Annotated in this window: 27 protein-coding genes; 19 read left to right on the top strand and 8 right to left on the bottom strand. The window is 59.1% G+C overall.

Annotation, left to right across the window (positions count from 1 at the left end):
• Window positions 1-27 precede the first annotated feature (27 nt).
• Genes AZKH_RS16005 through AZKH_RS15985 form a run of 5 tightly spaced genes read left to right on the top strand, consistent with a single transcriptional unit; the run spans window position 28 to window position 2,551 of the window.
• Window positions 28-1,257: an argininosuccinate synthase gene (locus AZKH_RS16005; protein WP_015436829.1), complete on the top strand. Its 1,230-nt coding sequence runs from the start codon at window positions 28-30 to the stop codon at window positions 1,255-1,257.
• An 11-nt stretch (window positions 1,258-1,268) separates the two neighbouring features.
• A complete protein-coding gene (locus AZKH_RS16000) occupies window positions 1,269-1,499 on the top strand; it encodes a DUF2788 domain-containing protein (RefSeq protein WP_015436828.1) in 231 nt (76 codons plus the stop codon).
• Between the two features lie 14 nt (window positions 1,500-1,513).
• Window positions 1,514-1,837 (top strand): pyrimidine/purine nucleoside phosphorylase, encoded by a 324-nt coding sequence (locus AZKH_RS15995; protein WP_015436827.1) that lies wholly within the window; start codon window positions 1,514-1,516, stop codon window positions 1,835-1,837.
• Window positions 1,838-1,849: 12 nt separating this feature from the next.
• Window positions 1,850-2,335 (top strand): YajQ family cyclic di-GMP-binding protein, encoded by a 486-nt coding sequence (locus tag AZKH_RS15990; RefSeq protein ID WP_015436826.1) that lies wholly within the window; start codon window positions 1,850-1,852, stop codon window positions 2,333-2,335.
• An 18-nt stretch (window positions 2,336-2,353) separates the two neighbouring features.
• Window positions 2,354-2,551: a YjfB family protein gene (locus AZKH_RS15985; protein ID WP_015436825.1), complete on the top strand. Its 198-nt coding sequence runs from the start codon at window positions 2,354-2,356 to the stop codon at window positions 2,549-2,551.
• 79 nt (window positions 2,552-2,630) lie between these two features.
• Here AZKH_RS15985 and AZKH_RS15980 read toward each other — a convergent pair whose 3' ends face one another.
• Genes AZKH_RS15980 through AZKH_RS15965 form a run of 5 tightly spaced genes read right to left on the bottom strand, consistent with a single transcriptional unit; the run spans window position 2,631 to window position 6,882 of the window.
• Window positions 2,631-3,926, bottom strand: a complete 1,296-nt coding sequence (locus tag AZKH_RS15980) for a hypothetical protein (RefSeq protein ID WP_015436824.1) — start codon at window positions 3,924-3,926, stop codon at window positions 2,631-2,633.
• A 23-nt stretch (window positions 3,927-3,949) separates the two neighbouring features.
• Window positions 3,950-5,221: a hypothetical protein gene (locus AZKH_RS15975; RefSeq protein ID WP_015436823.1), complete on the bottom strand. Its 1,272-nt coding sequence runs from the start codon at window positions 5,219-5,221 to the stop codon at window positions 3,950-3,952.
• 8 nt (window positions 5,222-5,229) lie between these two features.
• The gene (locus AZKH_RS15970) at window positions 5,230-5,949 is read right to left on the bottom strand and encodes a prepilin-type N-terminal cleavage/methylation domain-containing protein (RefSeq protein ID WP_015436822.1); all 720 of its coding nucleotides are present in this window, start codon (window positions 5,947-5,949) and stop codon (window positions 5,230-5,232) included.
• Window positions 5,943-6,464, bottom strand: coding sequence for a GspH/FimT family pseudopilin (locus AZKH_RS26950; protein WP_015436821.1), 522 nt, complete (start codon window positions 6,462-6,464; stop codon window positions 5,943-5,945). Before AZKH_RS26950 ends, AZKH_RS15970 begins: the two co-directional genes overlap by 7 nt.
• 1 nt (window position 6,465) lies before the next feature.
• Window positions 6,466-6,882, bottom strand: coding sequence for a type IV pilin protein (locus tag AZKH_RS15965; RefSeq protein WP_015436820.1), 417 nt, complete (start codon window positions 6,880-6,882; stop codon window positions 6,466-6,468).
• 186 nt (window positions 6,883-7,068) lie between these two features.
• Here AZKH_RS15965 and AZKH_RS26945 point away from each other — a divergent pair, with 186 nt between their 5' ends.
• Window positions 7,069-8,127, top strand: coding sequence for a sensor histidine kinase (locus AZKH_RS26945; protein ID WP_083903089.1), 1,059 nt, complete (start codon window positions 7,069-7,071; stop codon window positions 8,125-8,127).
• A gap of 8 nt (window positions 8,128-8,135) precedes the next feature.
• On the opposite strand, the gene AZKH_RS26940 is transcribed toward AZKH_RS26945, so the two are convergent.
• Complete coding sequence (locus AZKH_RS26940) at window positions 8,136-8,690, bottom strand: GspH/FimT family pseudopilin (protein ID WP_083903087.1); 555 nt, start codon at window positions 8,688-8,690, stop codon at window positions 8,136-8,138.
• 139 nt (window positions 8,691-8,829) lie between these two features.
• On the opposite strand from AZKH_RS26940, the gene AZKH_RS15950 reads away from it, so the two are divergent.
• The 12 genes from AZKH_RS15950 to AZKH_RS15895 all read left to right on the top strand — a co-directional run bounded on the left by AZKH_RS15950 (window position 8,830) and on the right by AZKH_RS15895 (window position 19,713).
• A complete protein-coding gene (locus tag AZKH_RS15950) occupies window positions 8,830-9,498 on the top strand; it encodes a TIGR02281 family clan AA aspartic protease (protein ID WP_041656270.1) in 669 nt (222 codons plus the stop codon).
• A 9-nt stretch (window positions 9,499-9,507) separates the two neighbouring features.
• Entirely contained in the window at window positions 9,508-10,113 is a 606-nt protein-coding gene (locus tag AZKH_RS15945; protein ID WP_015436817.1) for a CoA pyrophosphatase, read from the top strand.
• Window positions 10,114-10,239: 126 nt separating this feature from the next.
• Complete coding sequence (locus AZKH_RS15940; RefSeq protein ID WP_015436816.1) at window positions 10,240-11,007, top strand: 3-hydroxyacyl-CoA dehydrogenase; 768 nt, start codon at window positions 10,240-10,242, stop codon at window positions 11,005-11,007.
• Between the two features lie 147 nt (window positions 11,008-11,154).
• Entirely contained in the window at window positions 11,155-13,638 is a 2,484-nt protein-coding gene (locus tag AZKH_RS15935; protein ID WP_015436815.1) for a heavy metal translocating P-type ATPase, read from the top strand.
• A 7-nt stretch (window positions 13,639-13,645) separates the two neighbouring features.
• The gene (gene ccoS, locus AZKH_RS15930) at window positions 13,646-13,852 is read left to right on the top strand and encodes a cbb3-type cytochrome oxidase assembly protein CcoS (protein WP_015436814.1); all 207 of its coding nucleotides are present in this window, start codon (window positions 13,646-13,648) and stop codon (window positions 13,850-13,852) included.
• Between the two features lie 379 nt (window positions 13,853-14,231).
• Window positions 14,232-15,656 carry a cytochrome-c oxidase, cbb3-type subunit I gene (gene ccoN, locus AZKH_RS15925; RefSeq protein WP_015436813.1) on the top strand — a complete coding sequence of 475 codons (1,425 nt, stop codon included), beginning with the start codon at window positions 14,232-14,234 and terminating at the stop codon, window positions 15,654-15,656.
• A 15-nt stretch (window positions 15,657-15,671) separates the two neighbouring features.
• Window positions 15,672-16,304 (top strand): cytochrome-c oxidase, cbb3-type subunit II, encoded by a 633-nt coding sequence (ccoO, locus tag AZKH_RS15920; RefSeq protein WP_015436812.1) that lies wholly within the window; start codon window positions 15,672-15,674, stop codon window positions 16,302-16,304.
• 17 nt (window positions 16,305-16,321) lie between these two features.
• Window positions 16,322-16,501 carry a CcoQ/FixQ family Cbb3-type cytochrome c oxidase assembly chaperone gene (locus AZKH_RS15915; protein ID WP_015436811.1) on the top strand — a complete coding sequence of 60 codons (180 nt, stop codon included), beginning with the start codon at window positions 16,322-16,324 and terminating at the stop codon, window positions 16,499-16,501.
• Between the two features lie 3 nt (window positions 16,502-16,504).
• The gene (gene ccoP / locus AZKH_RS15910; protein WP_015436810.1) at window positions 16,505-17,407 is read left to right on the top strand and encodes a cytochrome-c oxidase, cbb3-type subunit III; all 903 of its coding nucleotides are present in this window, start codon (window positions 16,505-16,507) and stop codon (window positions 17,405-17,407) included.
• A gap of 88 nt (window positions 17,408-17,495) precedes the next feature.
• Window positions 17,496-18,926 (top strand): cytochrome c oxidase accessory protein CcoG, encoded by a 1,431-nt coding sequence (gene ccoG, locus AZKH_RS15905; protein WP_015436809.1) that lies wholly within the window; start codon window positions 17,496-17,498, stop codon window positions 18,924-18,926.
• 14 nt (window positions 18,927-18,940) lie between these two features.
• Window positions 18,941-19,453, top strand: a complete 513-nt coding sequence (locus AZKH_RS15900; protein ID WP_041657416.1) for a FixH family protein — start codon at window positions 18,941-18,943, stop codon at window positions 19,451-19,453.
• A gap of 23 nt (window positions 19,454-19,476) precedes the next feature.
• Window positions 19,477-19,713: a hypothetical protein gene (locus AZKH_RS15895; protein ID WP_015436807.1), complete on the top strand. Its 237-nt coding sequence runs from the start codon at window positions 19,477-19,479 to the stop codon at window positions 19,711-19,713.
• Window positions 19,714-19,731: 18 nt separating this feature from the next.
• On the opposite strand, the gene AZKH_RS15890 is transcribed toward AZKH_RS15895, so the two are convergent.
• Window positions 19,732-20,175: a universal stress protein gene (locus AZKH_RS15890; RefSeq protein ID WP_015436806.1), complete on the bottom strand. Its 444-nt coding sequence runs from the start codon at window positions 20,173-20,175 to the stop codon at window positions 19,732-19,734.
• Window positions 20,176-20,664: 489 nt separating this feature from the next.
• On the opposite strand from AZKH_RS15890, the gene AZKH_RS15885 reads away from it, so the two are divergent.
• Window positions 20,665-22,302 (top strand): alpha/beta hydrolase, encoded by a 1,638-nt coding sequence (locus tag AZKH_RS15885; RefSeq protein ID WP_015436805.1) that lies wholly within the window; start codon window positions 20,665-20,667, stop codon window positions 22,300-22,302.
• 94 nt (window positions 22,303-22,396) lie between these two features.
• Here AZKH_RS15885 and AZKH_RS15880 read toward each other — a convergent pair whose 3' ends face one another.
• Entirely contained in the window at window positions 22,397-23,086 is a 690-nt protein-coding gene (locus AZKH_RS15880) for a Crp/Fnr family transcriptional regulator (RefSeq protein WP_015436804.1), read from the bottom strand.
• Window positions 23,087-23,166 lie beyond the last annotated feature (80 nt).

The raw sequence follows: 23,166 nt of genomic DNA, 5'->3' as shown, positions 1-23,166 counted from the left end.
GCTGAAATCGGAAGAACGGAAATCCAAATGAGCGACGTCAATAAAGTAGTGCTCGCCTACTCGGGCGGCCTCGATACCTCGGTCATCCTGAAGTGGCTGCAGGACACCTATCAGTGTGAAGTGGTCACCTTCACGGCTGACCTGGGCCAGGGCGAAGAGCTCGAGCCGGCACGCCAGAAGGCGCTCAAGTTCGGCATCAAGCCCGAAAACATCTTCATCGACGACCTGCGCGAAGAGTTCGTGCGCGATTTCGTCTTCCCGATGTTCCGCTGCAATACCGTTTACGAAGGCGAGTACCTGCTCGGTACCTCGATCGCCCGTCCGCTGATCGCCAAGCGCCAGATCGAGATCGCACGCGCTACCGGCGCCGACGCCGTGTCTCACGGCGCGACCGGCAAGGGCAACGATCAGGTCCGCTTCGAACTCGGCTACTACGCGCTGATGCCCGGCGTGAAGGTCATCGCCCCGTGGCGCGAATGGGATCTGCTGTCCCGCGAGAAGCTCCTTGCCTATGCCGAGAAGCATGGCATTCCGATCGAGATGAAGCATAAGCAGGGCGGCTCGCCATACTCGATGGACGCCAACCTGCTGCACATCTCCTTCGAAGGCCGTCACCTCGAAAACCCGGCTGCGGAAGCCGAAGAGTCGATGTGGCGCTGGACCGTGTCGCCCGAAGCGGCGCCGGACGCAGCCGAGTACGTCGACCTCGAGTTCGAGAAGGGTGACCTCGTCGCGATCAACGGCAAGCGCATGAAGGCGCACGAACTGCTCGGCGAACTGAACAAGCTCGGCGGCAAGCACGGCATCGGCCGCCTCGACCTCGTCGAGAACCGCTACGTCGGCATGAAGAGCCGCGGCTGCTACGAAACCCCGGGGGGCACGATCCTGCTGCGCGCGCACCGCGCGATCGAATCGATCACGCTCGACCGCGAAGTCGCCCACCTGAAGGACGACTTGCTCGCCCGATACGCCAGCCTGATTTACAACGGCTACTGGTGGAGCCCCGAGCGCCAAGCGATGCAGGCACTGATCGACCACACCCAGCAGACCGTCAACGGCTGGGTCCGCCTCAAGCTCTACAAGGGCAACGTCATCGTCACCGGTCGCGATTCGAAGACCGATTCGTTGTTCGACCCGACGATCGCGACCTTCGAGGACGACCAGGGTGCATACAACCAGAAGGACGCGCATGGCTTCATTCGTCTCAACGCGCTGCGCATGCGCATCGCCGCGAACGCGCGTAACAAGCGCGGTTAAGAGGCGGGCGGATGGAAGGTGACCCGATAATCTTCGGGCTGACGGTTGCGGAATTCGAGGACTGGTCGCTCAAGATCCTCGTTTCCGCGCTGATCGTATACATGCTGTTCATCATCGGCAATCTGGCCCGCCAATCGAAGGCTGGGCGCTACGGCACCATCTGGCTGTTCGTCGCGCTTGGGCTCGGATTCGTGGGCTTCATCGCCAAGAGCTTCATCCAGAAATTCATGGGTATCGAATAAGGAAGAGCCTTCTCATGAGCGTTACCGAACAGTTCGACGGCGTCGCCGTCGCCACCAAGGCCAATGTCTACTTCGACGGCAGGTGCGTCAGCCACACCATCACCCTCGCGGACGGTACCCGCAAGTCCGTCGGCGTGATCCTCCCGGCGTCGCTGACCTTCAATACCGGCGCTCCAGAAATCATGGAAGGCGTTGCCGGCTCCTGCCGTGTGCGCCTGAAAGGCGAGACCGAGTGGAAGACCTGGGGGGCAGGGCAGTCCTTCAACGTTCCCGGCAACTCCAGCTTCGACATCGAAGTCACTGGCGAGCCCTACCACTACGTCTGCCACTTCGGCTGATCGGAGCCAGCGATGCCATCGTTCGACATCATGTCCGAAGTCGACCTGCCGTCGCTGCGCAACGCCGTCGACGTCGCCAACCGCAAGATCACCGGCCGCTACGATTTCAAGGGCACGGATGCGCGAGTCGAGCAGAGCGATAAGCTGCTCACCCTGCACGGCGACAGCGAATTTCAGTTGGAGCAGATCACCGCGATCCTCCTGCCCGAGATGACTGCCAAGAAGATCGATGTGCGCTGCCTCGAATACGGCGACGTCCAAAAGGTCAGCGGCAATAAGGTCAAGCAGGAACTGAAGGTCCGTGTCGGCGTCGAACAGGAGCTCGCCAAGAAGATCGTTCGCCTGCTCAAGGACAGCAAATTGAAGGTCCAGGCCGCGATCCAGGGCGATGCCGTCCGCGTTTCTGGCGCCAAGCGCGACATCCTCCAGGAAGCCATCGCGCTGGTAAAGAAGAGCATCGACGACTTCCCGCTCCAATACGGCAACTTCCGCGACTAGTGGGACAAAGGGGGCAGCATGGACATCACAGCTATCGCATCCGCTGCCTCCGCAAACGCCTCGACGCAGCTGCAGAGCCAAGCATCCCTATTGGTCCTGAAAAAGGCGATGGAAATGCAGCAAACCCAGGCTGCATTGTTGCTGCAGATGCTCCCACAGCCGACTGGTCCCACTCCCGGTGCGGTCGTCGGCGGCAATATTGATACGTTTGCCTGACTGACCTTTCGTTTATCTGATTGTCATCGGACAGCGTTGCTGCAGCGAAACGGGCGGGCTTTGTTGCCCGCCTCCAATGTCAGGGCTGATGCTGCACTTCGCTCAAAGAGGAGTCGCAGTTCCTATTTCCTTGGATCAAGATGAAATTCTGATTTTCAAGGGTCTCGGTTACATCCACGTAATTGGAGTGGTGGGCGCGGTTGGACGTGGTGGTGCCATCGCTCGTACCCGAGGCACCGAATCTGCAGACCTTCACGTCCGAACTTCCCGTCCCTATTGCCACGCCTGTACCCGTAAGATCAATCCCCAGTGTGCCTGACCACACCGATGGCGTGTCCGGATTGCCGTCTGAATCATTCGGGGTGACTATGCACACGTAAGAGATCGTACTCGCATATTGCTTCGTGGCAGTCTCACTGTCGTCAAAGCATTGGACCAACGATGCTGGCGCCGTGATCGACGGCAGCATTGAAATGCTCGTTTGCCCATTGATTGTGGTCGTATCGGTCAGGTCCGCCGTCGTCCCAATATTCAGGAAATCGGGCGGCGTTCTGGGGCTGACTCCCGCCGTAATGAAGCCCGAAATCAGGTAGCCATTCAGTGATTGGCAATCAGTGTACGCGCCATTTGTCAGGTTGGCGACAACGTCGTTGCTGATAACGCCGTCCGCGTCGTTGCAAAGATATTGAATTGTGCCTGTATCGTTGTCGAAGACGATTCGCTTGGATCCAAATCCAGGGGGCGCAAATGCACTCTTCCCTCCACCCAAATCTTTTGCTGGATAGGGAATCCGGAGGTTCCGGTTGTAAGGTGTCTTAATTTTGTCCTTAGTTCCGCAGCGAATATCCTCGTCGGTTTGACAAGCTATAAGCCAAGCTGCGTCAGAGGGGTCGTGTTTAGCAATCACCGAGGGGAGGCTGAAGGTTTGTGCTGTGCCCTTCTTGTCGCTCCAACTCAGGTCGACTGTCGTCAGTTTGAAGTCCGGAACTTGGGAGTTGAAGGTCACGGGATTCGTAGACACCGAGACCGCGCGGCTGAAGGACGTAACGTAGTTCGGATAATCCGTGCTGCTGAGGGCTGAAACGGATTGTGCCGCGACTTGGTTGTAACCGAGATGCAAGGCGTAGTCCGGGGAGCCGGCGGCATTATCGATCAAATCGAACGATCTCAGTCGATCCATTTCCTCTTCGGCCAACAATAATGCTTGAACGCGATCCCTGCCTGTCGAGAGGGCGTCTCCAATGGTAACTTGCAGTTTTGCCACTGCCAGAAGCCCGAAGCCGAGGATTACAACTGCAAGCAGTGCTTCAAGCAGGCTGCTACCGCGCGCGTCGGCCACTAAACCCCGTGATTTCGTTGGCGAGCGAAATTTCATGATAGGTCTCCGTTTGGCACGCTTCACCACGAAGTAAAGCTGCAGTCGTTCGCATCCTTACACCAGTCTTTCCAGCCGCCAGCAACGCGTACATAAGTGCCGAGGCGGAGCCCCAGGTTGGAGAGGACCGCGGGATCGTAGGTTGGATTCGGCGTCCCCGTGGCGGTGAAATCGCCTTCGGCAATTGCTGCTCCGATGATTGCCGATGTGCCGCCGCCGGTGTTGTCCCAGGTGATCGCAGTGCAGTAAACGAGCCCATAGATCGTTACGTTGCCGGTGATTTGTAGTGGGCCATTGACAATTAGGATAACCGGCGCACTTGCCGACCCGATTTGCCCGCCGGTTCCACTCGCAGTGATCTGAGCATCTGATGAATTGACCCACAACACTCTTGGGCTAGATTCCTGAGTCTTGATGGCGCCGCCGCATGCGGATCCGCTACAACTGATTTGAGTCGCGTCGGCTTGGACGGATTCTTTGCTGGCACCAAAGAATCCCTGAAAAAACTGGTCGTCACTCAGATTGTTCAGCGTCGTATCATTCGGCGCGACGCTTGCCCCTTCCGGTGTTCCGGGGATAGTTACGAGCTGAGAGCTGCCGAGTCCTGATACGTCCCCGCCCGAGTGCACGGTCGTACCATTTGTCGCTGTATCGGTGTTGGAAATCTGGACGTTTCCGCTGAGAGTCACATCGCCTTTTGCAGTTAATGCCGCCGCGGGAGCGGAGGCTAACCCAGGTTTGTAGATTGTCGACTGCGTGACAATCGAGCGCGCGGTGCATGCGCTGTTCGATGCATTAGGAGGTTGTCCATCTGCGCATCCGAGTACATCAATCCGGACCACCCGATTTTCCTCGGTGATTGATGCGGGGGTGGCGAGCCTCCGAAAGCGAACTTGAAATGACGTGACAACACCCGTCGTCGGAACCGCAGGAGCAGTCGCACTCGTCGTACTGACCAGCGAGAGTGAGTCTGCTTTGCCGTCGCCGTTCGTGTCGAGGAAGAATCCATACAAACGTCCGTTGTACCAGGCGCCCACTGCCGGACTGCCGACGAGCAGCAAGTCACGATTTTCCTTGGTCGTCAGAACGGCCAGCGCGGTGTCAAGACCACCCATCGCAGCTTCTTGGGCCATGATCGATTTGATTTGATTGCCTTGACTCTTGACGCCGAAGATGAGATTCCGGTTCGTAAATAGCGCCGTCAATGTCACTGCAACCAAAAGCACGAGGGCAACGACCATTACCGCTCCGCGCTGCTTGTTAACGAGCGGGCGAAGAAGTTTCGGAGTGTTCATGACTGGCCTCAATAAGTTGAACTTCCGCCCGGACCGTCTCGATAGATGTCAGCACGTATGCGGACCCGTTCGTTGAGGGTACGAGTGATCGCCGTACTCGGAAGCGAGCCGGTCAGGGCTAACCGAATTTCGGTTACGAAATAAGCGCCGTCGTCGCTCGCGGAAGGTGCGATCGGAGTGCCCGCGCAAGTAGCGGGACCGGTGCTTCCGTCGATGTCAATGCAGTGATACGTGCGGGTTATAGTCAAGCCGGAAATCTGGATGACGCTCGGGTCCGTAACGTTTTGCCATCCGCTGTTGCCTGCGTACCGTTGAAGTGCGTTTCCGCTGACCCGGTAACCATGTTCCTCAGTGTTGGAGGCGGTATTCAATGTATTGTCGGAATTTTCGTCGTACCAGAATTCGAGTTGCGAGCCGGTAATGACCGTTTCGCCGCTATCGAGAATTGGCATCGTGGCGGCGCGCGACGTCGATGACTGGCTTAAGTTCAGGATATCCATATGGATATCCTGCTTGTATCCTGCGCGCTTCAGGTCACGGACCAATATATCGGTAGCGGCACGCAGCTCCTGATCGAGTCTCGCGATCTGAATCATTTGCCGGTTGCTCGAAAGATAGTCGACAAAAAAGCTTCCGACCGCTGCCATGACGAAGAGTCCAACCGTGATGCCGACCATCAGTTCTATGAGAGAGAAACCTCTCTGAGTCGCCTTCGAGGGATTCAGCATGATGGATACCCCGTAACTGCTGTATAGCTTGATGGGGAGCAGAGTTTGAGGGAAACCATGGCAGGGCGGACACCTGCCTGCCCGATGGAGTTCTGAATGAGTACGGTATCCGTTCCAACGGTCCCTCCAGCCCCGCCAATCGTCCCCTGAACCCCGTCGAATGTCAGCGCGGTGAAACTTGTTGCAAGGGTAGTACCTGTGTAGGACGTCCCGGACACGGCTTTAATCGAGCACGACCCGGCCGTTGCACAATTGCAGGTTCCGCCCGTACTGATCCCGTAGCACCAGTCGGTTCCGGTCGAGAATGACACGGTGATCGTCTGGTTGCGCGTCACAGCTTCGGTGCGCGCATAGACAAGATCAGAATGAAGTGCTTCGCCGGCACCCTTTAGTCGAGATTTTAGGATGAAATTATTTAGTGAGGGGGCGGCCATCGTTACTAGAACCGCCATTATCGCAATTGCCGTGAGTAGTTCAATCAGCGTTACGCCGCGGAGCCTTGTTCTCGAAATCATGCTATTTACTCCAGCATGTTGCAGGAGTGTTGCTGATAGTATTGCCGCCGCTCGAGACAGTCAGCGTGATGGTGGTACAGCCACTATCGTTGGCCTGCGACTTTCCGCTGACGGCGGCGGCGGTAGCGGTATAGCCGGTAGCGCTCGCCGTGCCGGACGTAATTCCGATCGTGTAGTATCCATCACTGGATGTTGAGGTTAGACCGAGGTCTGAAAGCGTCCCGGTGTACGTGCTGTGGTTGAGGCGCCATGTTTCTTGAGCGAGCTGCAACTTCGTGAGCGACGTGGTCGCGTCGGCGCGCCGGGATTTCCGGATCGAGTCCATATAGGAAGGGATCGCCACTGCAGCGAGGATTGCTACGACGACCATGGCAATCATCAGTTCGATCAACGTGAAACCGGATTGCTTGGTTTTCATCTCTGTTTCTCCGGAGCGAGCAGCTTGCCCGCATGTGGACGTTGGGCGTGAAATTTGAAGATCGGTTCGATGTGATTCTCCGTTGCCCGCCTCTTCTAGGCGAGGTCCAGGGGACGAGTGGTTTGCCTAGTGCGATGGCCGGCAGGTGCCTATACGTGTGGCAGAGGCGAGAGCTTGGGAGGCGGGATGACTGAACTGCCTGGTGCGGGCAAGCGCCCGGGAGATGACTTGAAAGTGCCGGATTTTCGGAATCCCGCCGTTCTGTTGCGGGTGCTTGTGCTTTCGGAGTTTGCAAGCCTGATTGCTTTGATCAGTTACGCACCGGACGGCTTTCTAGCCCTTCTACGACCGGGCGAATATGGCCTAGTGTTCGAAGCGTCGCTCCTTTGTATAGTCCTTGTTCTGTACCTAGCTTCACCCCTGTTGCAGGGAATTGGTTATCGGCAAGGTGTATGTTTCGTGATTGTCATGTCCGGTGCCGTGGCGGCAGCTTTGCAGGTAGCCGCGGGGCTTTGGGGTGCCTTGGTGTTTTCGCAGGGAGCGGTGCGGGCAGCCGTTGTTGCAGCCGTAATGGCGGCGTTACTTCTTCGCTATTTCAGCTGGCGACAACGTGCATTGTCGCCCGTGTTGGCGGAAGCCAAACTTGCCGCCTTGCAGGCAAGGATTCGCCCACATTTTCTCTTCAATTCGCTGAATACTGCGGCGTCACTCGCGCGCCAGGAACCGCAGCTTGCAGAGCGCGTCTTGCTTGACATGGCGGATCTCTTTCGTGCCTTGCTGTCTGAAACAGGGAGGCTTGTAGTGCTCGCGGACGAAGTTCGTCTTGCTAAGTGCTACCTGGATATCGAGCAGCTTAGGTTGGGGGAGCGGCTTCGGGTCCTGTGGGAGGATCGTTGTGATGATCTTATTCTTCGGCAAGAATACGTCCCTCTCTTGATCCTTCAACCTCTGCTCGAAAATGCCGTTCGGTATGGAGTTGAACCGTTTTCTTCCGGAGCGGAGGTGGCGGTCGTAATTGCGGCCGATGGTAAAGATTTGACGATCGAGGTCAGTAATAGCGTGCCAGACGTCGGAAGTATGCCGCCGTCCGGCAATAGGATCGCGCTTGAAAATATCAGAGAACGATTGAATCTCCAATTTGATGTGGCAGGATCCCTGACGACGGAGGTCGATAAAGGCAAGTTTCTGGTTCGAATGCGAATCCCCATCCAAAGGGGAAGCTTCAGGAAAGCGACATTCGAATAGGGGTTTTCTCAACAGGTCGAAAAATTGGTTACGTGTGCGGCTCCCGCGGGGGAGCAAGTTCTGATTCTTCCAATATTACTCACAATGACCCTTGCTTCTTTGCCGTTGCGGCCCGAGAACGTAATTGTTGCATTCGAGCCGCCGGCTGTACCGAGAACCGGATCGAAGGTGGTGGTGGGTCGGTCGGCGATTGCGGAAATGTTGGGGTATTGCGTACCTTGAATGACAAGAAGGGCGGCGCCGGTCTCTGAGGACAGTGAGCATGCGTTTGGAGCGTCGGCGCTTATGGAGGGGTCACACTGTGAGTTCTCGTTCGCTCCGACATACCAGTTGGTGCTCTCGTTCATCGCATACGTCACGACTATTGGAGTCATGCGTGTGATTGCCTCGCTTCGGACGAACTGGAGGAAAAGGCGCACTTGTTCTGCTGCCCCGGCAACCCGCCGAGACTCGATGGCTGCTGAGAGCTCCGGCATGGCGAGAGCAATGAGTGTAGCCGTGATGGTGGCGGCGCTCATTAACTCGACCAAGGTCGCTCCGCGCTGGACGGTGAGGTGGCTCATGTATGATGAATAAATAGGACATTGGGTTGTTCGATTGTATCTCGTCGGCCCACGGTAGAGTGGACGAAGGTGCCGGGGCGCCGTAAGCTTTGGATCGGGGGGAGAGCTTGATGTGGCGACTGGCGGGAATGCAGAAGGAGTGATCCCTTTGCTGCGAAGGCGGATCGTACTTGTGGGATGGTTTCTTGCTCTTGTTGGCGATAGTTCGTCGGCGACGACGACGGAGCTCGTGGGGGTGTTTGGCAATAAGGCCGTTCTGGTAATCGACGGGAGGGCGCCGCTAACGCTGGCGGTCGGCGAGCGAACGGCCGGTGGCGTGCGTTTGGTTGAAGTTGGAAGCGGGGCTGCCGTGGTTGATGTCGACGGGCGCCGGCAGAGGTTGGCCTTGGGTGTGGGGCCGTTGAAGCTCGAAAAATCGGCCGGAGAAGAAGAGGGGCGGGACGGCGGAGTAACGTTAGTCGCTGATTCGAGTGGCCACCATATTGCCAGCGGGAGCGTCAACGGGGCGATGGTGAGGTTCATCGTGGATACTGGGGCGACGATGGTTTCGATAGGCCGATCCGACGCTGCCAGGGCGGGCATCGACTACCGACGAGGAAAGCTAGCAATGACGGAAACGGCAAATGGACCGGTCCGGGTATGGCTAGTGCGTCTTGATACTGTGCGAGTAGGCTCGATCGTTGCAAATGGAGTCGAGGGACTTGTTCACGAAGGTGAGCTTCCTTACGTATTGCTGGGTATGAGTTTTCTGAAGCGTATGGACATACAGCGCGAAGGTGATCGTCTCGTGCTCCGCAAGCGGTTTTGAGGAGGACGCGTGGCTGAGCGGGACGATGGTGCGAGGTGCGATGCGGACTGGATCCGACGGCGTTTCCTGACTGACCCGGAGATCGATCCGGTGCGGGAGGACGACGCACAACATGTTGGGCTGCGGCCGGCCGCCGTCCTCGTGCCGCTCGTTGCGCGGTTGGGCGACGTTACGGTTCTTCTGACCCGTCGCACGGACCACCTCCATCACCACCCCGGGCAGATTAGCTTTCCCGGCGGCCGTGTTGAAGAGACGGATGTCTCCTCGGTAATGACCGCGCTCCGGGAGACCGAAGAGGAAATCGGACTCCCTCCGGACAAGGTCGAATTGCTTGGGGAGTTGCCGGAGTATGTCACCGGCACCGGGTTCCGCATCACGCCCGTGGTCGGTCTTGTCCATCCACCATTTGAGCTGAAGCTCGACACGTTCGAGGTGGCTGAGGCGTTCGAAGTGCCGCTTTCATACTTTCTGGATCCCGCAAACCATCAACGACATAGCCGGGAATATCAGGGACGGATGCGGCAGTACTATGCGATGCCATACGCAGGCCACTTCATTTGGGGGGCGACGGCCGGGATGTTGGTGTCCCTTTATCGTTACCTCGTCCACAAGTGAGTGAGCAAGTCGTCCAGAGTTGCTCGTCGTGCGAACGTTGCCCTCGGGTAGTTGACGTTGACGTAAACTGTCGCTAATTTTCGTCCCGTACGACCGCGTATGGACGGTAGCGACGGAGAGTTCCGAATGAAGATCGAAAACAGTGTATTTGTGGTGACGGGCGGTGGTTCCGGGCTGGGCGCTGCGACGGCCCGAATGCTGGTGGCCGGTGGTGCAAAGGTCGTTCTCGCGGACGTCAATCGGGAGGCTGGCGAGACTCTCGCTGCAGAACTCGGGCCGGCCGCGGCGTTCGTCGCGACGGACGTTACGAACGAAGAAAGCGCAAAGGCGGCGATTGATCGTGCTGTATCCGGTTTTGGTGGGCTGAACGGTCTCGTCAATTGCGCAGGGATTGCGCCGGCCGAAAAGGTTGTCGGGCGCGAAGGGCCGCACCGGCTCGAGTCGTTTGCGCGTACGGTGAGCGTAAACCTGGTCGGCAGCTTCAACATGTTGCGTCTCGCGGCAGATGTGATGACCAAGGCGACGCCGAACGAGGAGGGCGAGCGGGGCGTGATCGTCAATACCGCGTCGGTCGCTGCTTACGATGGGCAGATCGGCCAAGCTGCTTACGCAGCGTCGAAGGCAGGTATCGTCGGGCTGACTTTGCCCGTTGCGCGCGAGATGGCGCGCTTCGGCGTTCGTGTGATGACGATTGCTCCAGGAATCATGGAGACTCCGATGTTGATGGGCATGCCCCAGGAGGTGCAGGATTCGCTCGGGAAGACGGTGCCGTTCCCGTCCCGCATGGGCCGTCCGGCCGAATACGCAGCGTTGGTTCGCCATATCATCGAAAACGCCTACCTGAACGGAGAGACGATTCGACTGGATGGCGCTATCCGGATGACTGCAAAGTAAGCAGAAGGCTTCGTCATTGGTTTTTCGGACGGGGTGCGATCGTGACGGTCGTGCCCCGTTTCCGTTTTGTCGTGACCATGCTGCGCCGCAGTAGGCGGGGTCCGGGAAGTGTGTTAAAAGTGCGCTTTCGCCGGTCCTGCTGCCCGAATGACTTCTTCCCCCGCCGTCACCCATCCTGCTTCCGATTCCGGTGAAGAGTGCTACCACTGTGGCCTGCCGGTTCCGGCGCAGTCGGATCATCATGTTGCGATCGACGGCGCCGACCGCCATATGTGCTGTGCCGGGTGCGAGGCCGTTGCACGGGCCATTGTCGGGAATGGTCTGGTCGACTATTACCGTCATCGGGATGCGATGCCCGAGCCTCGGAAAGAAGCACTGCCGGAAGCCCTGCAAGAACTCGGTCTGTTCGATCATCCGGATTTCCAGAAGGGCTTCGTCCAACCGATCGGCGAGAACGAGCGCGAAGCATCGTTGATCCTCGAGGGGATTACCTGCGCCGCGTGCGTCTGGCTCAACGAGCAGCATGTGGCCCGCCAGCCGGGCGTGTCGCTGGTCGAAATCAATTATGCGACGCGGCGTGCGCGTGTCCGTTGGGACGAGCGGCAGATCAAACTGTCCGGCATTCTCGCGGCCATACAGGCGATAGGCTATCGGGCCTATCCATACGACGCTGAGCGGTCGGAGCAGATCGCGCACCGGGAGCGCCGCTCGATGCTTTGGCGGCTGTTCGTCGCCGGTTTCGGAATGATGCAGGTGATGATGTACGCCTTCCCTGCCTATCTTGCTCGCGAGGGGGAGATGACGGCCGGTATCGAGGCGCTGATGCGCTGGTCCAGTCTGCTGCTGACCTTGCCCGTCGTGCTGTACTCGGCTGCGCCGTTTTTCCAGCGCGCGTTGCGCGATATCCGTCTGCGTCATCTCGGCATGGATGTGCCGGTTGCCTTGGGGGTCGGGAGCGCTTTTGGCGCGAGCGTTTGGGCGACATTGAGCGGCTCAGGCGAGGTGTATTTCGATTCAGTCGCAATGTTCGTGTTCTTCTTGTTGTGTGGCCGATATCTGGAAATGGTCGCCAGGCAAAAGGCCGTGCGCGGCGTCGAGGAGTTGGGGAAGGTGCTGCCCGCTTTCGTCGAACGCCTGTATTCGTGGCCGCAGTTGGAAAGCGAGCGCGTTCCGGCATCGCAAGTGATACCCGGGGATGTGCTCAGGGTGCGACCTGGTGAGGTTGTGCCGGCAGACGGCATCGTGATCGACGGGCGCAGTGAGGCGAACGAAGCGCTGCTGACCGGGGAAAGTCTTCCTGTCGCAAAGGTGCCCGGAAGTCCTGTCACCGGCGGGAGCATCAACGTGTCGAGTCCGCTGGCGATTCGTGTCGAGCAGGTCGGGGATTCGACGCGGCTCGCTGCAATTCGGCGTCTGATGGAGCGTGCCGCGGGGGAAAAACCGCGGATGGCCCAACAGTCCGACCGCTTTGCCGCGACGTTCATCGTTGTTCTGCTCGTGCTTGCTGCCGCCACGGGGATTGCCTGGCACTTCATCGATCCGGGACGTGCTCTTTGGGTCTTCGTTTCGGTGCTGGTCGTGGCCTGCCCGTGTGCGCTCTCGCTTGCGACTCCAACGGCTTTGACCGTTGCTACGGATGTGATGGCCCGCAGAGGTGTGCTGGTTACACGTGGGCACGCGATTGAAACATTGGCGCGGGCCAATCACTTTGTCTTCGACAAGACCGGCACGCTCACGCAGGGAAAGATGGTCTTGCAGGAAATTCGGTCGATTGCCGGAACGCCGAACGAGGAATTGCTGGCGCTCGCTGCCGCGCTCGAGCAAGGTTCCGAGCATCCGGTAGCCGCAGGTCTGACGCGGGCCGCACAGGGACTGCCGTTGCCCGACGTGGAATCGATTGTCGCTCAGACCGGTTTCGGCATCGAGGCGCGTCTAGGCGAGAAGCGATACTGGATCGGGCGCCCGGATCTCGTCGCCGAAAAGCTCGGGCAGGCCGTTCCGTCCGGGTTGGCGGAGCTCGAGCAGCGTGGTGGCTCGATCGTGTCGCTTGCGAACGAGGATGGGTGGCTCGCGCTTTTCCGTCTCGACGACCAGCCGCGTGACGAAGCAGCCGGTCTTATTGCGAAGCTTGCCGCGGACATGATTCCCGCGACGTTGCTCAGCGGGGATACGCCGTCGGTTGCGAGCGCGGTCGGGCGGCAGCTCCGCCTCGCGGATGCGGTCGGTGGCATGACGCCGCAGGGGAAGCGCGATCACATCGCCGCCTTGCAACGGCGCCCCGAGTTGGTGGTCGCCATGGTCGGCGACGGAGTTAACGATGCGCCGGTATTGGCCCAGGCGCACGTTTCAATTGCGATGGGCGGGGGGACGGAGTTGGCGCGCAACCAGGGGGACATCGTGCTCCTCAACGAGAGTCTCGCCGCGCTCGGTGACGGTATTGATGTCGCGCGCCGTACTCTGCGCATCATTCGCCAAAATCTGTGGTGGTCCTTTGCCTATAACTTCACTTGCGTCCCATTGGCGATGGCCGGTCTGATCACCCCGTGGATGGCGGGAATCGGAATGGCTGGCAGCTCGCTGCTCGTGGTTCTCAACGCGTTGCGCCTGCAGCGCCTGCCTTCCCGGACCTGATTACGCCATGGAAAGCCTGTACATACTCGTTCCCCTGTCGGTGCTGCTTGTGTTCGTGATCGGGGCTGTCTTCTGGTGGTCTCTCCGTTCGGGGCAGTACGACGACCTGGAGGGGCCGGCGTATCGGCTCCTGATGGACGACCGCGACGCGGCCGAGCCGGCGCGTGAAAAGGAAGACCCGTCGAAAGAGGGGTCAGAACGCAAACAAGTGTGACGTATTGCCAATCGGGTGCTTCAATTTCCCGCTCAAGCCACTTCCTTTGATTTTCGTCAAAGTACCCGGTATTGGGGGGCGGCATACTTCACACAAGTTTTCACGGTTGGCGTCCGAAGGCTGTCGGACGATGACTTCTGCATAGGAATTTTTGTCTCTCTGTTGGGGTTGGGGGTGCGCTAGATGCGCACCCTTTTTTTTTGTTTGTGCTTTTCGACTATGATCCAGTAATTATTTATCCCATATTTTTGAAGTGGGTATTTTCACCCACTGTCGCAGTGCAATACAATGGCGGTCGATGTCACGAGGTGTGACCGGCAAGCTGGCGGACACGTAGCTGCGCCTCGTGCAAGAGTTTCTTCATCTCAAGGGGAGTTTCATGCAATCGCAGGCGACTTATAACTACAAAGTCGTGCGCCAGTTCTCCATCATGGCTGTCGTGTGGGGAATTGTGGGCATGCTGGTGGGCGTGATCATCGCGGCTCAGCTGGTGTGGCCGTCGCTCAATCTGAGCGAATGGTTTCACTTTGGCAGGCTGCGTCCGTTGCACACCAACGCAGTGATCTTCGCGTTTGGCGGCTGTGCGCTGTTCGCGACGTCGTATTTCGTGGTTCAACGCACTTGCCACACCCCGCTGTTCGCGCCGGGGTTGGCAGCCTTCACGTTCTGGGGGTGGCAACTTGTGATCGTGCTGGCCGCGATCACCCTGCCGCTGGGCATCACCCAGGGGAAGGAATACGCCGAGCTGGAATGGCCGATCGACATCCTGATCGCAGTCGTGTGGGTCTCTTACGCCATCGTGTTCTTCGGGACGATAGCCAAGCGCAAGACGTCACACATCTATGTGGCGAACTGGTTCTTCGGCGGCTTCATCCTGGCTGTCGCGCTGCTGCACATCGTCAATAGCGCCGCCATCCCGGTCACTCTGATCAAATCTTACTCCGCCTATGCAGGTGTCCAGGACGCGATGGTCCAGTGGTGGTATGGCCACAACGCGGTGGGCTTCTTCCTGACCGCCGGCTTCCTCGGGATGATGTATTACTTCGTGCCGAAGCAGGCCGAGCGCCCTGTCTATTCGTATCGACTGTCGGTCGTCCACTTCTGGGCGCTGATCTTCACCTACATGTGGGCGGGTCCGCACCACCTGCATTACACGGCTCTGCCTGACTGGACCCAGTCGGTCGGTATGCTGTTCTCGCTGATCCTGCTGGCGCCGTCCTGGGGCGGCATGATCAACGGCGTGATGACGCTGTCGGGCGCATGGCACAAGCTGCGTACCGACCCGATTCTCAAGTTCCTGATCACCGCTTTGTCCTTCTACGGCATGTCGACCTTCGAAGGTCCGATGATGGCGATCAAGACCGTGAACGCGCTGTCCCACTATACCGACTGGACGATCGGCCACGTGCACTCGGGTGCCCTGGGTTGGGTGGCGATGATTTCAATCGGCTCGATCTACTACCTGCTCCCGCGCATGTACGGCAAGACCCAGATGTACTCCGTTGGCCTGATCAACACCCACTTCTGGATTGCGACGATCGGGATCGTTCTCTATATCGCCTCGATGTGGATTGCCGGTGTGATGCAGGGGCTGATGTGGCGTGCGACCAACCCGGACGGCACGTTGACTTATTCGTTTGTTGAAGGCGTGAAGGCCAGCTACCCGTTCTGGACGATCCGTCTGGCGGGGGGCGTGCTCTTTCTCACGGGCATGCTCATCATGTTCTACAACATGATCAAAACGATTGCAGGGGAGAAGGCATACAGCGCCCCGGTGGTCGTGCCGGCTGCTGGTCACGCTTAATCGGAGAATAAAAACATGGCTCAATCGAAACACGAATTCATCGAGCGCAGTGTCGGCTGGCTGATCGTACTCACCTTGCTGACGGTGAGCGTAGGCGGACTGGTCGAAATCGTGCCGCTTTTCTTCCAGACGAGCACGACGACCGCGATCGACGGTGACGGCAACTCGCTCAACATCAAGCCTTATGACCCGCTGCGCCTCGCGGGGCGCGACATCTACATCCGTGAAGGTTGCTACAACTGCCATTCGCAGATGATCCGTCCGTTCCGCGCCGAAACCGAGCGCTACGGGCACTACTCGGTAGCTGGCGAATTCATCTACGATCGCCCGTTCCAGTGGGGCTCCAAGCGCACCGGTCCGGATCTCGCGCGCGTTGGTGGTCGCTATTCCGACCAGTGGCATCAGGTGCACCTGAACAATCCGCGCGACGTCGTACCGGAGTCGAATATGCCGGCCTTCACGTGGCTTAACCGCCCGCTGAAGTCGGACGACATCGAAGACAAGATGCGCGCGTTGCGCAAGCTTGGCCATCCCTACACCGACGAGGAAATCGCCGGTGCGCGGGCTGCGCTCGAGGGCAAGTCCGAAATGGACGCTGTCGTTGCGTACCTGCAGGGTCTTGGTACTGCGCTTTCGAACTTCAAGTGACAAGCGGGAGACGCGCCGTGGATCTCAATGATTTCCGTTCCCTTCTCACTGTTCTCGGGCTTGCTTGCTTCCTGGGGATTTGTCTCTGGGCCTATAGCAAGACCGCCAAGTCCGGATTCGAGGAGGCGGCGCGGCTGCCCTTCACCGACGATGATGCGCCGGCCTCCGCGGGTGGCCGGAACGGCGAGAAAGGATAAAAAATGGCTGACTTTGTAAGCGGCTTCTGGAACATGTATGTGATGGGCCTGGTGGGACTGAGCCTGTTGTTCTGCTTGTTCGTGCTGATGTCGAACAACAAGCGGGAAACGGGGCCAGTTGAACTGCATGGCCATGTTTGGGACGAAAACCTGGCCGAGTACAACAACCCGCTGCCACGCTGGTGGCTGTACCTGTTCTGGGCCACCCTGGTGTTTTCAGCGGTGTACCTCGTCATTTACCCCGGCTTCGGCAACAAGAAGGGCATACTGGGCTGGAGTTCGGCCGGACAGTATGCGGCCGAGATGAAGGCCGCTGAGGAGCGTTACGCGCCGATATTCGACAAGTACAAGGGGATGGAGATTCCGGCGGTTGCGGCGGATCCAGAAGCTCGTGCGGCGGGCAAGCGCCTGTTCGTCACCTACTGCGCGCAATGCCACGGCTCGGATGCGCACGGGGCCAAGGGATTCCCGAACCTCACCGACAAGGTGTGGAACTGGGGCGGCGATCCGGCCACCATCAAGACGACGATCACTGGCGGTCGCATGGCGATGATGCCCGCGTTCGGACCGATCCTCGGTGCCGAAGGGGTGAAGGACGTTGCCAATTACGTTCGTTCGCTGTCGGGTCTCGCGCACGATTCGCTGCGTGCGCAACGGGGTGCGGAACTGTTCCAGCAAAACTGCGTCGCATGCCATGGGCCGGAAGCGAAGGGCACTCCGGCGATGGGCGCTCCCAATCTGACCGACGAGGATTGGCTATATGCGTCGAACGAGACGACCGTGATCGAGACGATCACCAAGGGACGCACGAACCGGATGCCTGGTTTCGGGGAATTCCTCGGCGAGGCGAAGGTCCACCTGCTGGCCTCGTACGTGTATAGCTTGTCGAATAATCCGGCGAAGTAGAACTGCTGCGTCTTGACGAAGCACAAGTCCCCGGGGTTCGCCCCGGGGAATTTGTAGACTGAACATAAGTAGATGTACATATAGCGATATGGGCGATCCGCTGCCGAAGAAGAAAGTCGTCGTACCTCTGGTTCGTGCGACGAAGTCCGAGGGGCTTTATGCCGCTCGGCAAAAGCTCCATGTGCGATCGGTTACCGGGCGCTTCGCAACCTGGCGGTGGGTCCTCGTTTGGGCTACTCAGCTCTTGTACTACGGCTTGCCGTGGTTGAGATGGAATGATCGGCAGGCCGTCCTGTTCCACCTCACCGAACGGAAGTTCTATCTGTTCGACTGGATTTTTTGGCCGCAGGACGTCTTCTATCTCGCGATCCTGCTGATCATTTCGGCTTATGCGCTGTTCTTCTTCACAGCGATCGCAGGGCGACTGTGGTGCGGCTATGCCTGTCCGCAGACGGTCTACACCGAGATCTTCATGTGGATCGAAGAGAAGATCGAGGGCGACCACATTCGACGACGCAAGCTCGAGGCGGCCCCGCTCGATGGGCGCAAATTGGCCTTGCGAGGCGCCAAATACACTGCCTGGGCGCTGCTCTCGCTCTGGACCGGGTTTACGCTTGTCGCTTATTTCACCCCGGTTGACGAGTTGCTGCGCTCGGCTGCGAGCTTCAGTTTCGGACCCTGGGAGCTTTTCTGGATCCTGTTCTACGGCGGCTTCACCTATCTTTTTGCCGGCGTGATGCGCGAACAGGTGTGCAAGTACATGTGCCCCTATGCACGCTTCCAGAGCGTTATGTTCGATCCCGATACGCTCGTGATCACCTACGACGCGGATCGCGGCAATCCGCGGGGCTCGCGCAAGAAGGGCGTCGACCCTCGCGCGGTGGGACTTGGAGACTGTATCGATTGCGGGATCTGCGTTCAGGTCTGCCCGACGGGCATCGATATCCGCGACGGTCTCCAGTACGAATGTATCGGCTGTTCGGCCTGCATCGACGGATGCGATCAGGTCATGGACAAGATGGGTTATCCCCGCGGACTCATCCGCTATTCGACCGAGAATGCGGTCAAGCAGCACTGGGGGCGGCGAGACATCATCGCTCACGTACTGCGCCCGCGTACCTTGATCTACGGCAGCATCCTGGCGCTAGTCTCTCTTGCAATGATCTGGGGGCTGGCTACCCGCTCGGATTTGAGAGTGGACATCATCCGCGACCGCGCCACGCTTGCGCGGGAGGTCCCGGGAGAAATGGTCGAAAACGTCTATCAACTTCAGATCATGAACATGCTTGAAACCCGGCGCACGGTGGACGTCAAGGTTTCCGGGCTCGAGGGTATTCGTATCGATGGCCTGAGCCAGATTGAACTTCAACCTGCGAGCACCGAAGCCGTAACCGTCAGGGTTCGCGTGCCCGAGCATGACGTGGCGGAGGGTTCGCATGAGATCACGTTCAATATCACTGTTCCGGATGATCCTCGGCTTGCAGTGCACGAGCGCACCACTTTCATCATTCCACACTAATGCGGGGCGCAAGCATGCGGTTGGCAAAAACATTTGAGACTTCTGAGCCCTGGTATCGGCATGGGTGGCTCTGGTTCCTCATTTCGATTCCTGCCGTTGCGGTCGTGACCGGGCTCGTGACGCTGTGGCTTGCGGTCCGCACTGCCGATGGCTTGGTGGTCGACGATTACTACCAGGAAGGGAAGACTATCCAGAAGACGATCGCGCGCACGACGCGGGCGGCGGAGCTTGGCCTTGCTGCAGAGGTGACGATGCGCGCGGACGAGGTGAGTCTGCAACTCTCTGCTGCTGACGGCGTTGCCTTGCCCGAAACTCTGCTGCTCACGATTGCGCATCCTACCCGTTCGGGAATGGACCAAGCGCTGACGCTGCGCAAGCGCGACGGCGCCTACGTGGCCCCGCTTGCTCCTTTGGTTTCCGGACACTGGTTGCTGCAACTGGAGGACGACTCGCGAAACTGGCGCATGACGACGACGATCAGCGTGCCGGTCAGCGGGCCCGTAAGGATGGTTCCGTCAGCGGGGTAAATTGAACTGTAAGGAGGTTGGCGATGCTGAAATTGATGCAGGTCCTATGGCCGTCCTTTTTGGTCGCGGCAGGAGCCGAGGCCCTGTTCTTTACGGTCATTGATCCGCAGACACTCTACCTCTTCGGGGAGCCTGTCGATTATTCAGCGACTGCGACCTATTCGATCGGATTCTTCGGCTTCTGGCTGGTCGGAGCGGCTTCCAGCCTTCTGACCCTGTTCTTCCAACGCAGTGCGGCGCAGATCAACGCGCCGCACTGAGTTTGCTGCCTTCTGGATCTAGCGATACACCAGCACAGGGATCGACGTGTGCGTGAGGACTTTCTGGGTTTCGCTGCCCAGTAGTAGTCCTGCGATGCCGCGGCGGCCATGGGACGCCATGAAGATCAGGTCGCACCCGTGGCGCTCGGCAGCGTCGATTACCGCTTCGTACGGGACTTCATTGACTACCGTGTCGGTATCGGAGTTGACTCCGGCCGCGTCGGCGATCGACTTGGCGGCGTCCAGGATCCGTTTCGCCTCGTCGGCAGCGGCCTTGCTGAACTGCTCCGGCGTTGTCGGATCGATCAGTGCTCCCTCTCCGTAGATTGGCATCGGGAAATCGGGCTGGGCGTAGAAGAATGTGATCCGGGCGCCGGCGTCCTTGGCGAACAATACCGCGCGTGAAACCGTCCCCTCGGACAGCGGTGAGCCATCAGTCGGGACGAGTATGTGCTTGAACATCGTGCTTCCCCTTGTTAGGACCGTCGCTTAATTATAGCCAGCCGCTTCCGTGCAGGTTAATCCGGTGTGTTCTCGTTGATACACGTCAACAGGCGATGACAGAATGTCAGGAGCGTCGTCGGCATGAAGGGATGCGTATGGATGTGGCATCTCTGGAGGTTCGCGGCCAACCGAGTCATCCATACGCGTCGCTGCGGGTGCGTAACTTCCGCGGGCGGAAGTCCGCGGGTGGTGGGCGTATTATTTGAACTTCTGTACGAACGATTGCAGGCGCGGGCAGAAATGTCCCCGGAGGTCACCTTGCCTTCCAGTGATCGAGCGCACGATGATGTGGCGCGCGAAGGAAAGCGAATCCAGGAGCAGGAGTCAAACATCGTGGCAACGAGGAAAACTGCAAAGACCGTTGAGCCGATCGATCCGGGGAAGACGGTCAAACGTACCTTGCGGGAATTGCATGATACGGTCGAAGGAACTGTAGACCCGCTAGGTATGGCAGCGCCGATCGTGCACGCGCAACTGGCGTGGCTGGCGCATCCGCAGGAATTGATGGAGCACTTCCTGAGTCTGTCGAGCGACCTGTCCCGTTTGCAGTGGCACTCGATGCTGCGTGCTGTCGGTATGCGGAGTAGGGACCCGATCAGCCCCAATAGCGACGATGCGCGCTTTGTCGATCCGGCATGGACCGAGGCGGCGAGCTGGGATCTGACGAAGGAATGGTACCTGGCCGTGACGCGGCACGTGCAGGACATGCTTTACGACACACCCGGTTTGTCCAGCAAGGAACGTCGTCGTGCCGCGTTCTGGTGGCGGAAATGGCTCAATGCGGTGGCGCCGACGAACTTTTTCTGGACGAATCCGGTTGCCATCCGTAAAGCGGTCGAGAGTCGCGGTGACAGCTTGGCACAGGGGTGGCAGAACTTCATGGCCGACGTCGAGGCGGGCGAGATCAGGATGAGCAGCCCCGGGGACTTCAAGGTCGGGGAAACGCTGGGAACGGCTCCCGGTGCCGTGGTGTTCCGAAATGACCTGCTCGAAGTGATCCATTATTCGGCGACGTCGGCGAAGGTCCATGCCGAGCCCGTGGTGATCGTCACGCCGTGGATCAACAAGTTCTACATCCTCGATCTCGTGCCCAAGAAGAGCATGGTGCGCTTCCTGCTCGACCAGGGACTCGACGTCTTCATCACCAGCTGGAAAAACCCGGATGGGGCAATGCGGGACGTCACCTTCGACCGCTACCTGGAGGACGGCGTGCACGCGATCGTGGAAACCGCCCGTCGCTTGACCGGCGCGCGTCGTGTGCATGCTGCCGGCTACTGCATCGGCGGGACGGCTCTGGCGATGTACATGGCGTGGGCGAACCGGCGCTTCGGCCCCGAGGAGGTGCCAGTTGCCGACTGGACGCTCTTCACGACCCTTGTGGATTTCCACAAACCGGGCGACATCGAGGTGTTCATCGATGACGCTAGTGTTCGGTACCTGACCGAGGGCATGGCGCGTAAGGGCTACCTCGACGGCAAGGAGATGGCTTCTGCCTTCCGGCTCTTGCGCTCGAACAGCCTGATCTGGCATTACGTGGAGCACAGCTGGCTCTATGGCGAAGCCCCGCAGCCCTTCGACGTCCTTTACTGGAACATGGACACGACGCGCATGCCGTTTGCGATGCATGCGTGGTATTTGCGCGAACTCTATCTGAAGAACCGCCTCATCGAGCCGGGAGGACTGACGGTGGCGGGAGAACAGATTGATCTGTCGAAGATCACGCAGCCGCTGTACGCAGTGTCGGCGGAGGATGATCACATTGCGCCCTGGGTGCAGACCTTCCGCATCAATAACTTCGTGACCGGCCCGAAACGTTTCGTCCTGTCGAGCTCCGGACACATCCTCGGCATCGTCAATCCGCCGGTAAATCCCCCCAAAAGGACGTACTGGGTGGCCGACCCACATCGTTCCGATAAGGCGGAGGATTGGCGCAATCACGCCGAAGAACATGCCGGCAGCTGGTGGACCGACTGGATGGCATGGCTTAAGCCCCGCTGCGGCGAGCTTGTCGACGCGCGTCCTGCTGCATCAGCCGACTTCCCGGCTCTGGCCGCCGCTCCCGGCACATACGTCCTGGAACGTTGAGCGGGAAGGCCGTCTTCGCCGGTTGATACGAGTCAAGGCGTCTGCCTGAAGGTGTCGCGGACAATGATCCCGCACCTTCAGAACAGAGACGCTTCTACCCCTGATGGCGGGCGAGGCGGTTCGGGTCGTGCAGGGTGATGTGCTTGCCGTGTACCGTGATCAGGCCGGCGTTGTTCAGGTCGTGGAAGATCCGCGAAAGGGTCTCGGGCGTGAGATTGAGCCGTGAGGCGATGACCTGCTTGCTTGTGGGGAGCTCGATGTCGCGGCTGGTGTTGCCGCCCGCGGTTTCCGCCTGCTGCAGCAGGTAGCCGATCACGCGCTGCATGCTCGAGCGCAGGGAGTAGGTTTCGACGTCCTGGATCATGCCGTGGAGACGGATTGCCATGCCGGCCAGGAGCTTGCGGGCGAAGCCTACGTCCTGATCGATCAGTTCGGACACCACGGCCTGACCGATGTGAAGCAGGTGGGTTGGAGAAAGCGCTTCGGCGAAGACGGGGTAGGGACGGTTCAGAAACATCACCGCCTCGCCGAAGGTCTGCATCGGGCTGATGATCTCGACGACCTTTTCATTGCCCTGGGGGGATGACACGGCGAGCTTCATCTGTCCCGATACGACGAAGTAGAAGCCATGGACGGCATCGCCCCGTTGGAAAAGGACTTCGCCTTTTTCGAGGTGGCGCTCGCGAGTGTAGCGAGCGATGTGTGCAAGGTCTTCGTCGGAAAGCTGACCGAAGAACGAAATATGACGCAGCTGGGTTGGTATGTCGGTTGGGGGTGTGGACATTACGGACTCCGGCAGGAAACTCGGTGATTTTACCGTGTCGACGGCTTGCATGACTTTATGCGTGCAACGCGCCGTCGGCT

This window comes from Azoarcus sp. KH32C (genome assembly GCF_000349945.1).
Classification (GTDB): Bacteria; Pseudomonadota; Gammaproteobacteria; order Burkholderiales; family Rhodocyclaceae; genus Aromatoleum.
The sequence above is the reverse complement of the archived record's forward strand: the minus strand, read 5'-3'. Positions and strand labels throughout refer to the sequence as shown.

Coding starts and splice junctions, on each gene's coding strand:
- AZKH_RS16005 (WP_015436829.1), top strand. CDS start 28: ATGAGCGACGTCAATAAAGTAGTGCTCGCCTACTCGGGCGGCCTCGAT.
- AZKH_RS16000 (WP_015436828.1), top strand. CDS start 1,269: ATGGAAGGTGACCCGATAATCTTCGGGCTGACGGTTGCGGAATTCGAG.
- AZKH_RS15995 (WP_015436827.1), top strand. CDS start 1,514: ATGAGCGTTACCGAACAGTTCGACGGCGTCGCCGTCGCCACCAAGGCC.
- AZKH_RS15990 (WP_015436826.1), top strand. CDS start 1,850: ATGCCATCGTTCGACATCATGTCCGAAGTCGACCTGCCGTCGCTGCGC.
- AZKH_RS15985 (WP_015436825.1), top strand. CDS start 2,354: ATGGACATCACAGCTATCGCATCCGCTGCCTCCGCAAACGCCTCGACG.
- AZKH_RS15980 (WP_015436824.1), bottom strand. CDS start 3,926: ATGAAATTTCGCTCGCCAACGAAATCACGGGGTTTAGTGGCCGACGCG.
- AZKH_RS15975 (WP_015436823.1), bottom strand. CDS start 5,221: ATGAACACTCCGAAACTTCTTCGCCCGCTCGTTAACAAGCAGCGCGGA.
- AZKH_RS15970 (WP_015436822.1), bottom strand. CDS start 5,949: ATGCTGAATCCCTCGAAGGCGACTCAGAGAGGTTTCTCTCTCATAGAA.
- AZKH_RS26950 (WP_015436821.1), bottom strand. CDS start 6,464: ATGATTTCGAGAACAAGGCTCCGCGGCGTAACGCTGATTGAACTACTC.
- AZKH_RS15965 (WP_015436820.1), bottom strand. CDS start 6,882: ATGAAAACCAAGCAATCCGGTTTCACGTTGATCGAACTGATGATTGCC.
- AZKH_RS26945 (WP_083903089.1), top strand. CDS start 7,069: ATGACTGAACTGCCTGGTGCGGGCAAGCGCCCGGGAGATGACTTGAAA.
- AZKH_RS26940 (WP_083903087.1), bottom strand. CDS start 8,690: ATGAGCCACCTCACCGTCCAGCGCGGAGCGACCTTGGTCGAGTTAATG.
- AZKH_RS15940 (WP_015436816.1), top strand. CDS start 10,240: ATGAAGATCGAAAACAGTGTATTTGTGGTGACGGGCGGTGGTTCCGGG.
- AZKH_RS15935 (WP_015436815.1), top strand. CDS start 11,155: ATGACTTCTTCCCCCGCCGTCACCCATCCTGCTTCCGATTCCGGTGAA.
- ccoS (WP_015436814.1), top strand. CDS start 13,646: ATGGAAAGCCTGTACATACTCGTTCCCCTGTCGGTGCTGCTTGTGTTC.
- ccoN (WP_015436813.1), top strand. CDS start 14,232: ATGCAATCGCAGGCGACTTATAACTACAAAGTCGTGCGCCAGTTCTCC.
- ccoO (WP_015436812.1), top strand. CDS start 15,672: ATGGCTCAATCGAAACACGAATTCATCGAGCGCAGTGTCGGCTGGCTG.
- ccoP (WP_015436810.1), top strand. CDS start 16,505: ATGGCTGACTTTGTAAGCGGCTTCTGGAACATGTATGTGATGGGCCTG.
- ccoG (WP_015436809.1), top strand. CDS start 17,496: ATGGGCGATCCGCTGCCGAAGAAGAAAGTCGTCGTACCTCTGGTTCGT.
- AZKH_RS15900 (WP_041657416.1), top strand. CDS start 18,941: ATGCGGTTGGCAAAAACATTTGAGACTTCTGAGCCCTGGTATCGGCAT.
- AZKH_RS15895 (WP_015436807.1), top strand. CDS start 19,477: ATGCTGAAATTGATGCAGGTCCTATGGCCGTCCTTTTTGGTCGCGGCA.
- AZKH_RS15890 (WP_015436806.1), bottom strand. CDS start 20,175: ATGTTCAAGCACATACTCGTCCCGACTGATGGCTCACCGCTGTCCGAG.
- AZKH_RS15885 (WP_015436805.1), top strand. CDS start 20,665: ATGGCAGCGCCGATCGTGCACGCGCAACTGGCGTGGCTGGCGCATCCG.
- AZKH_RS15880 (WP_015436804.1), bottom strand. CDS start 23,086: ATGTCCACACCCCCAACCGACATACCAACCCAGCTGCGTCATATTTCG.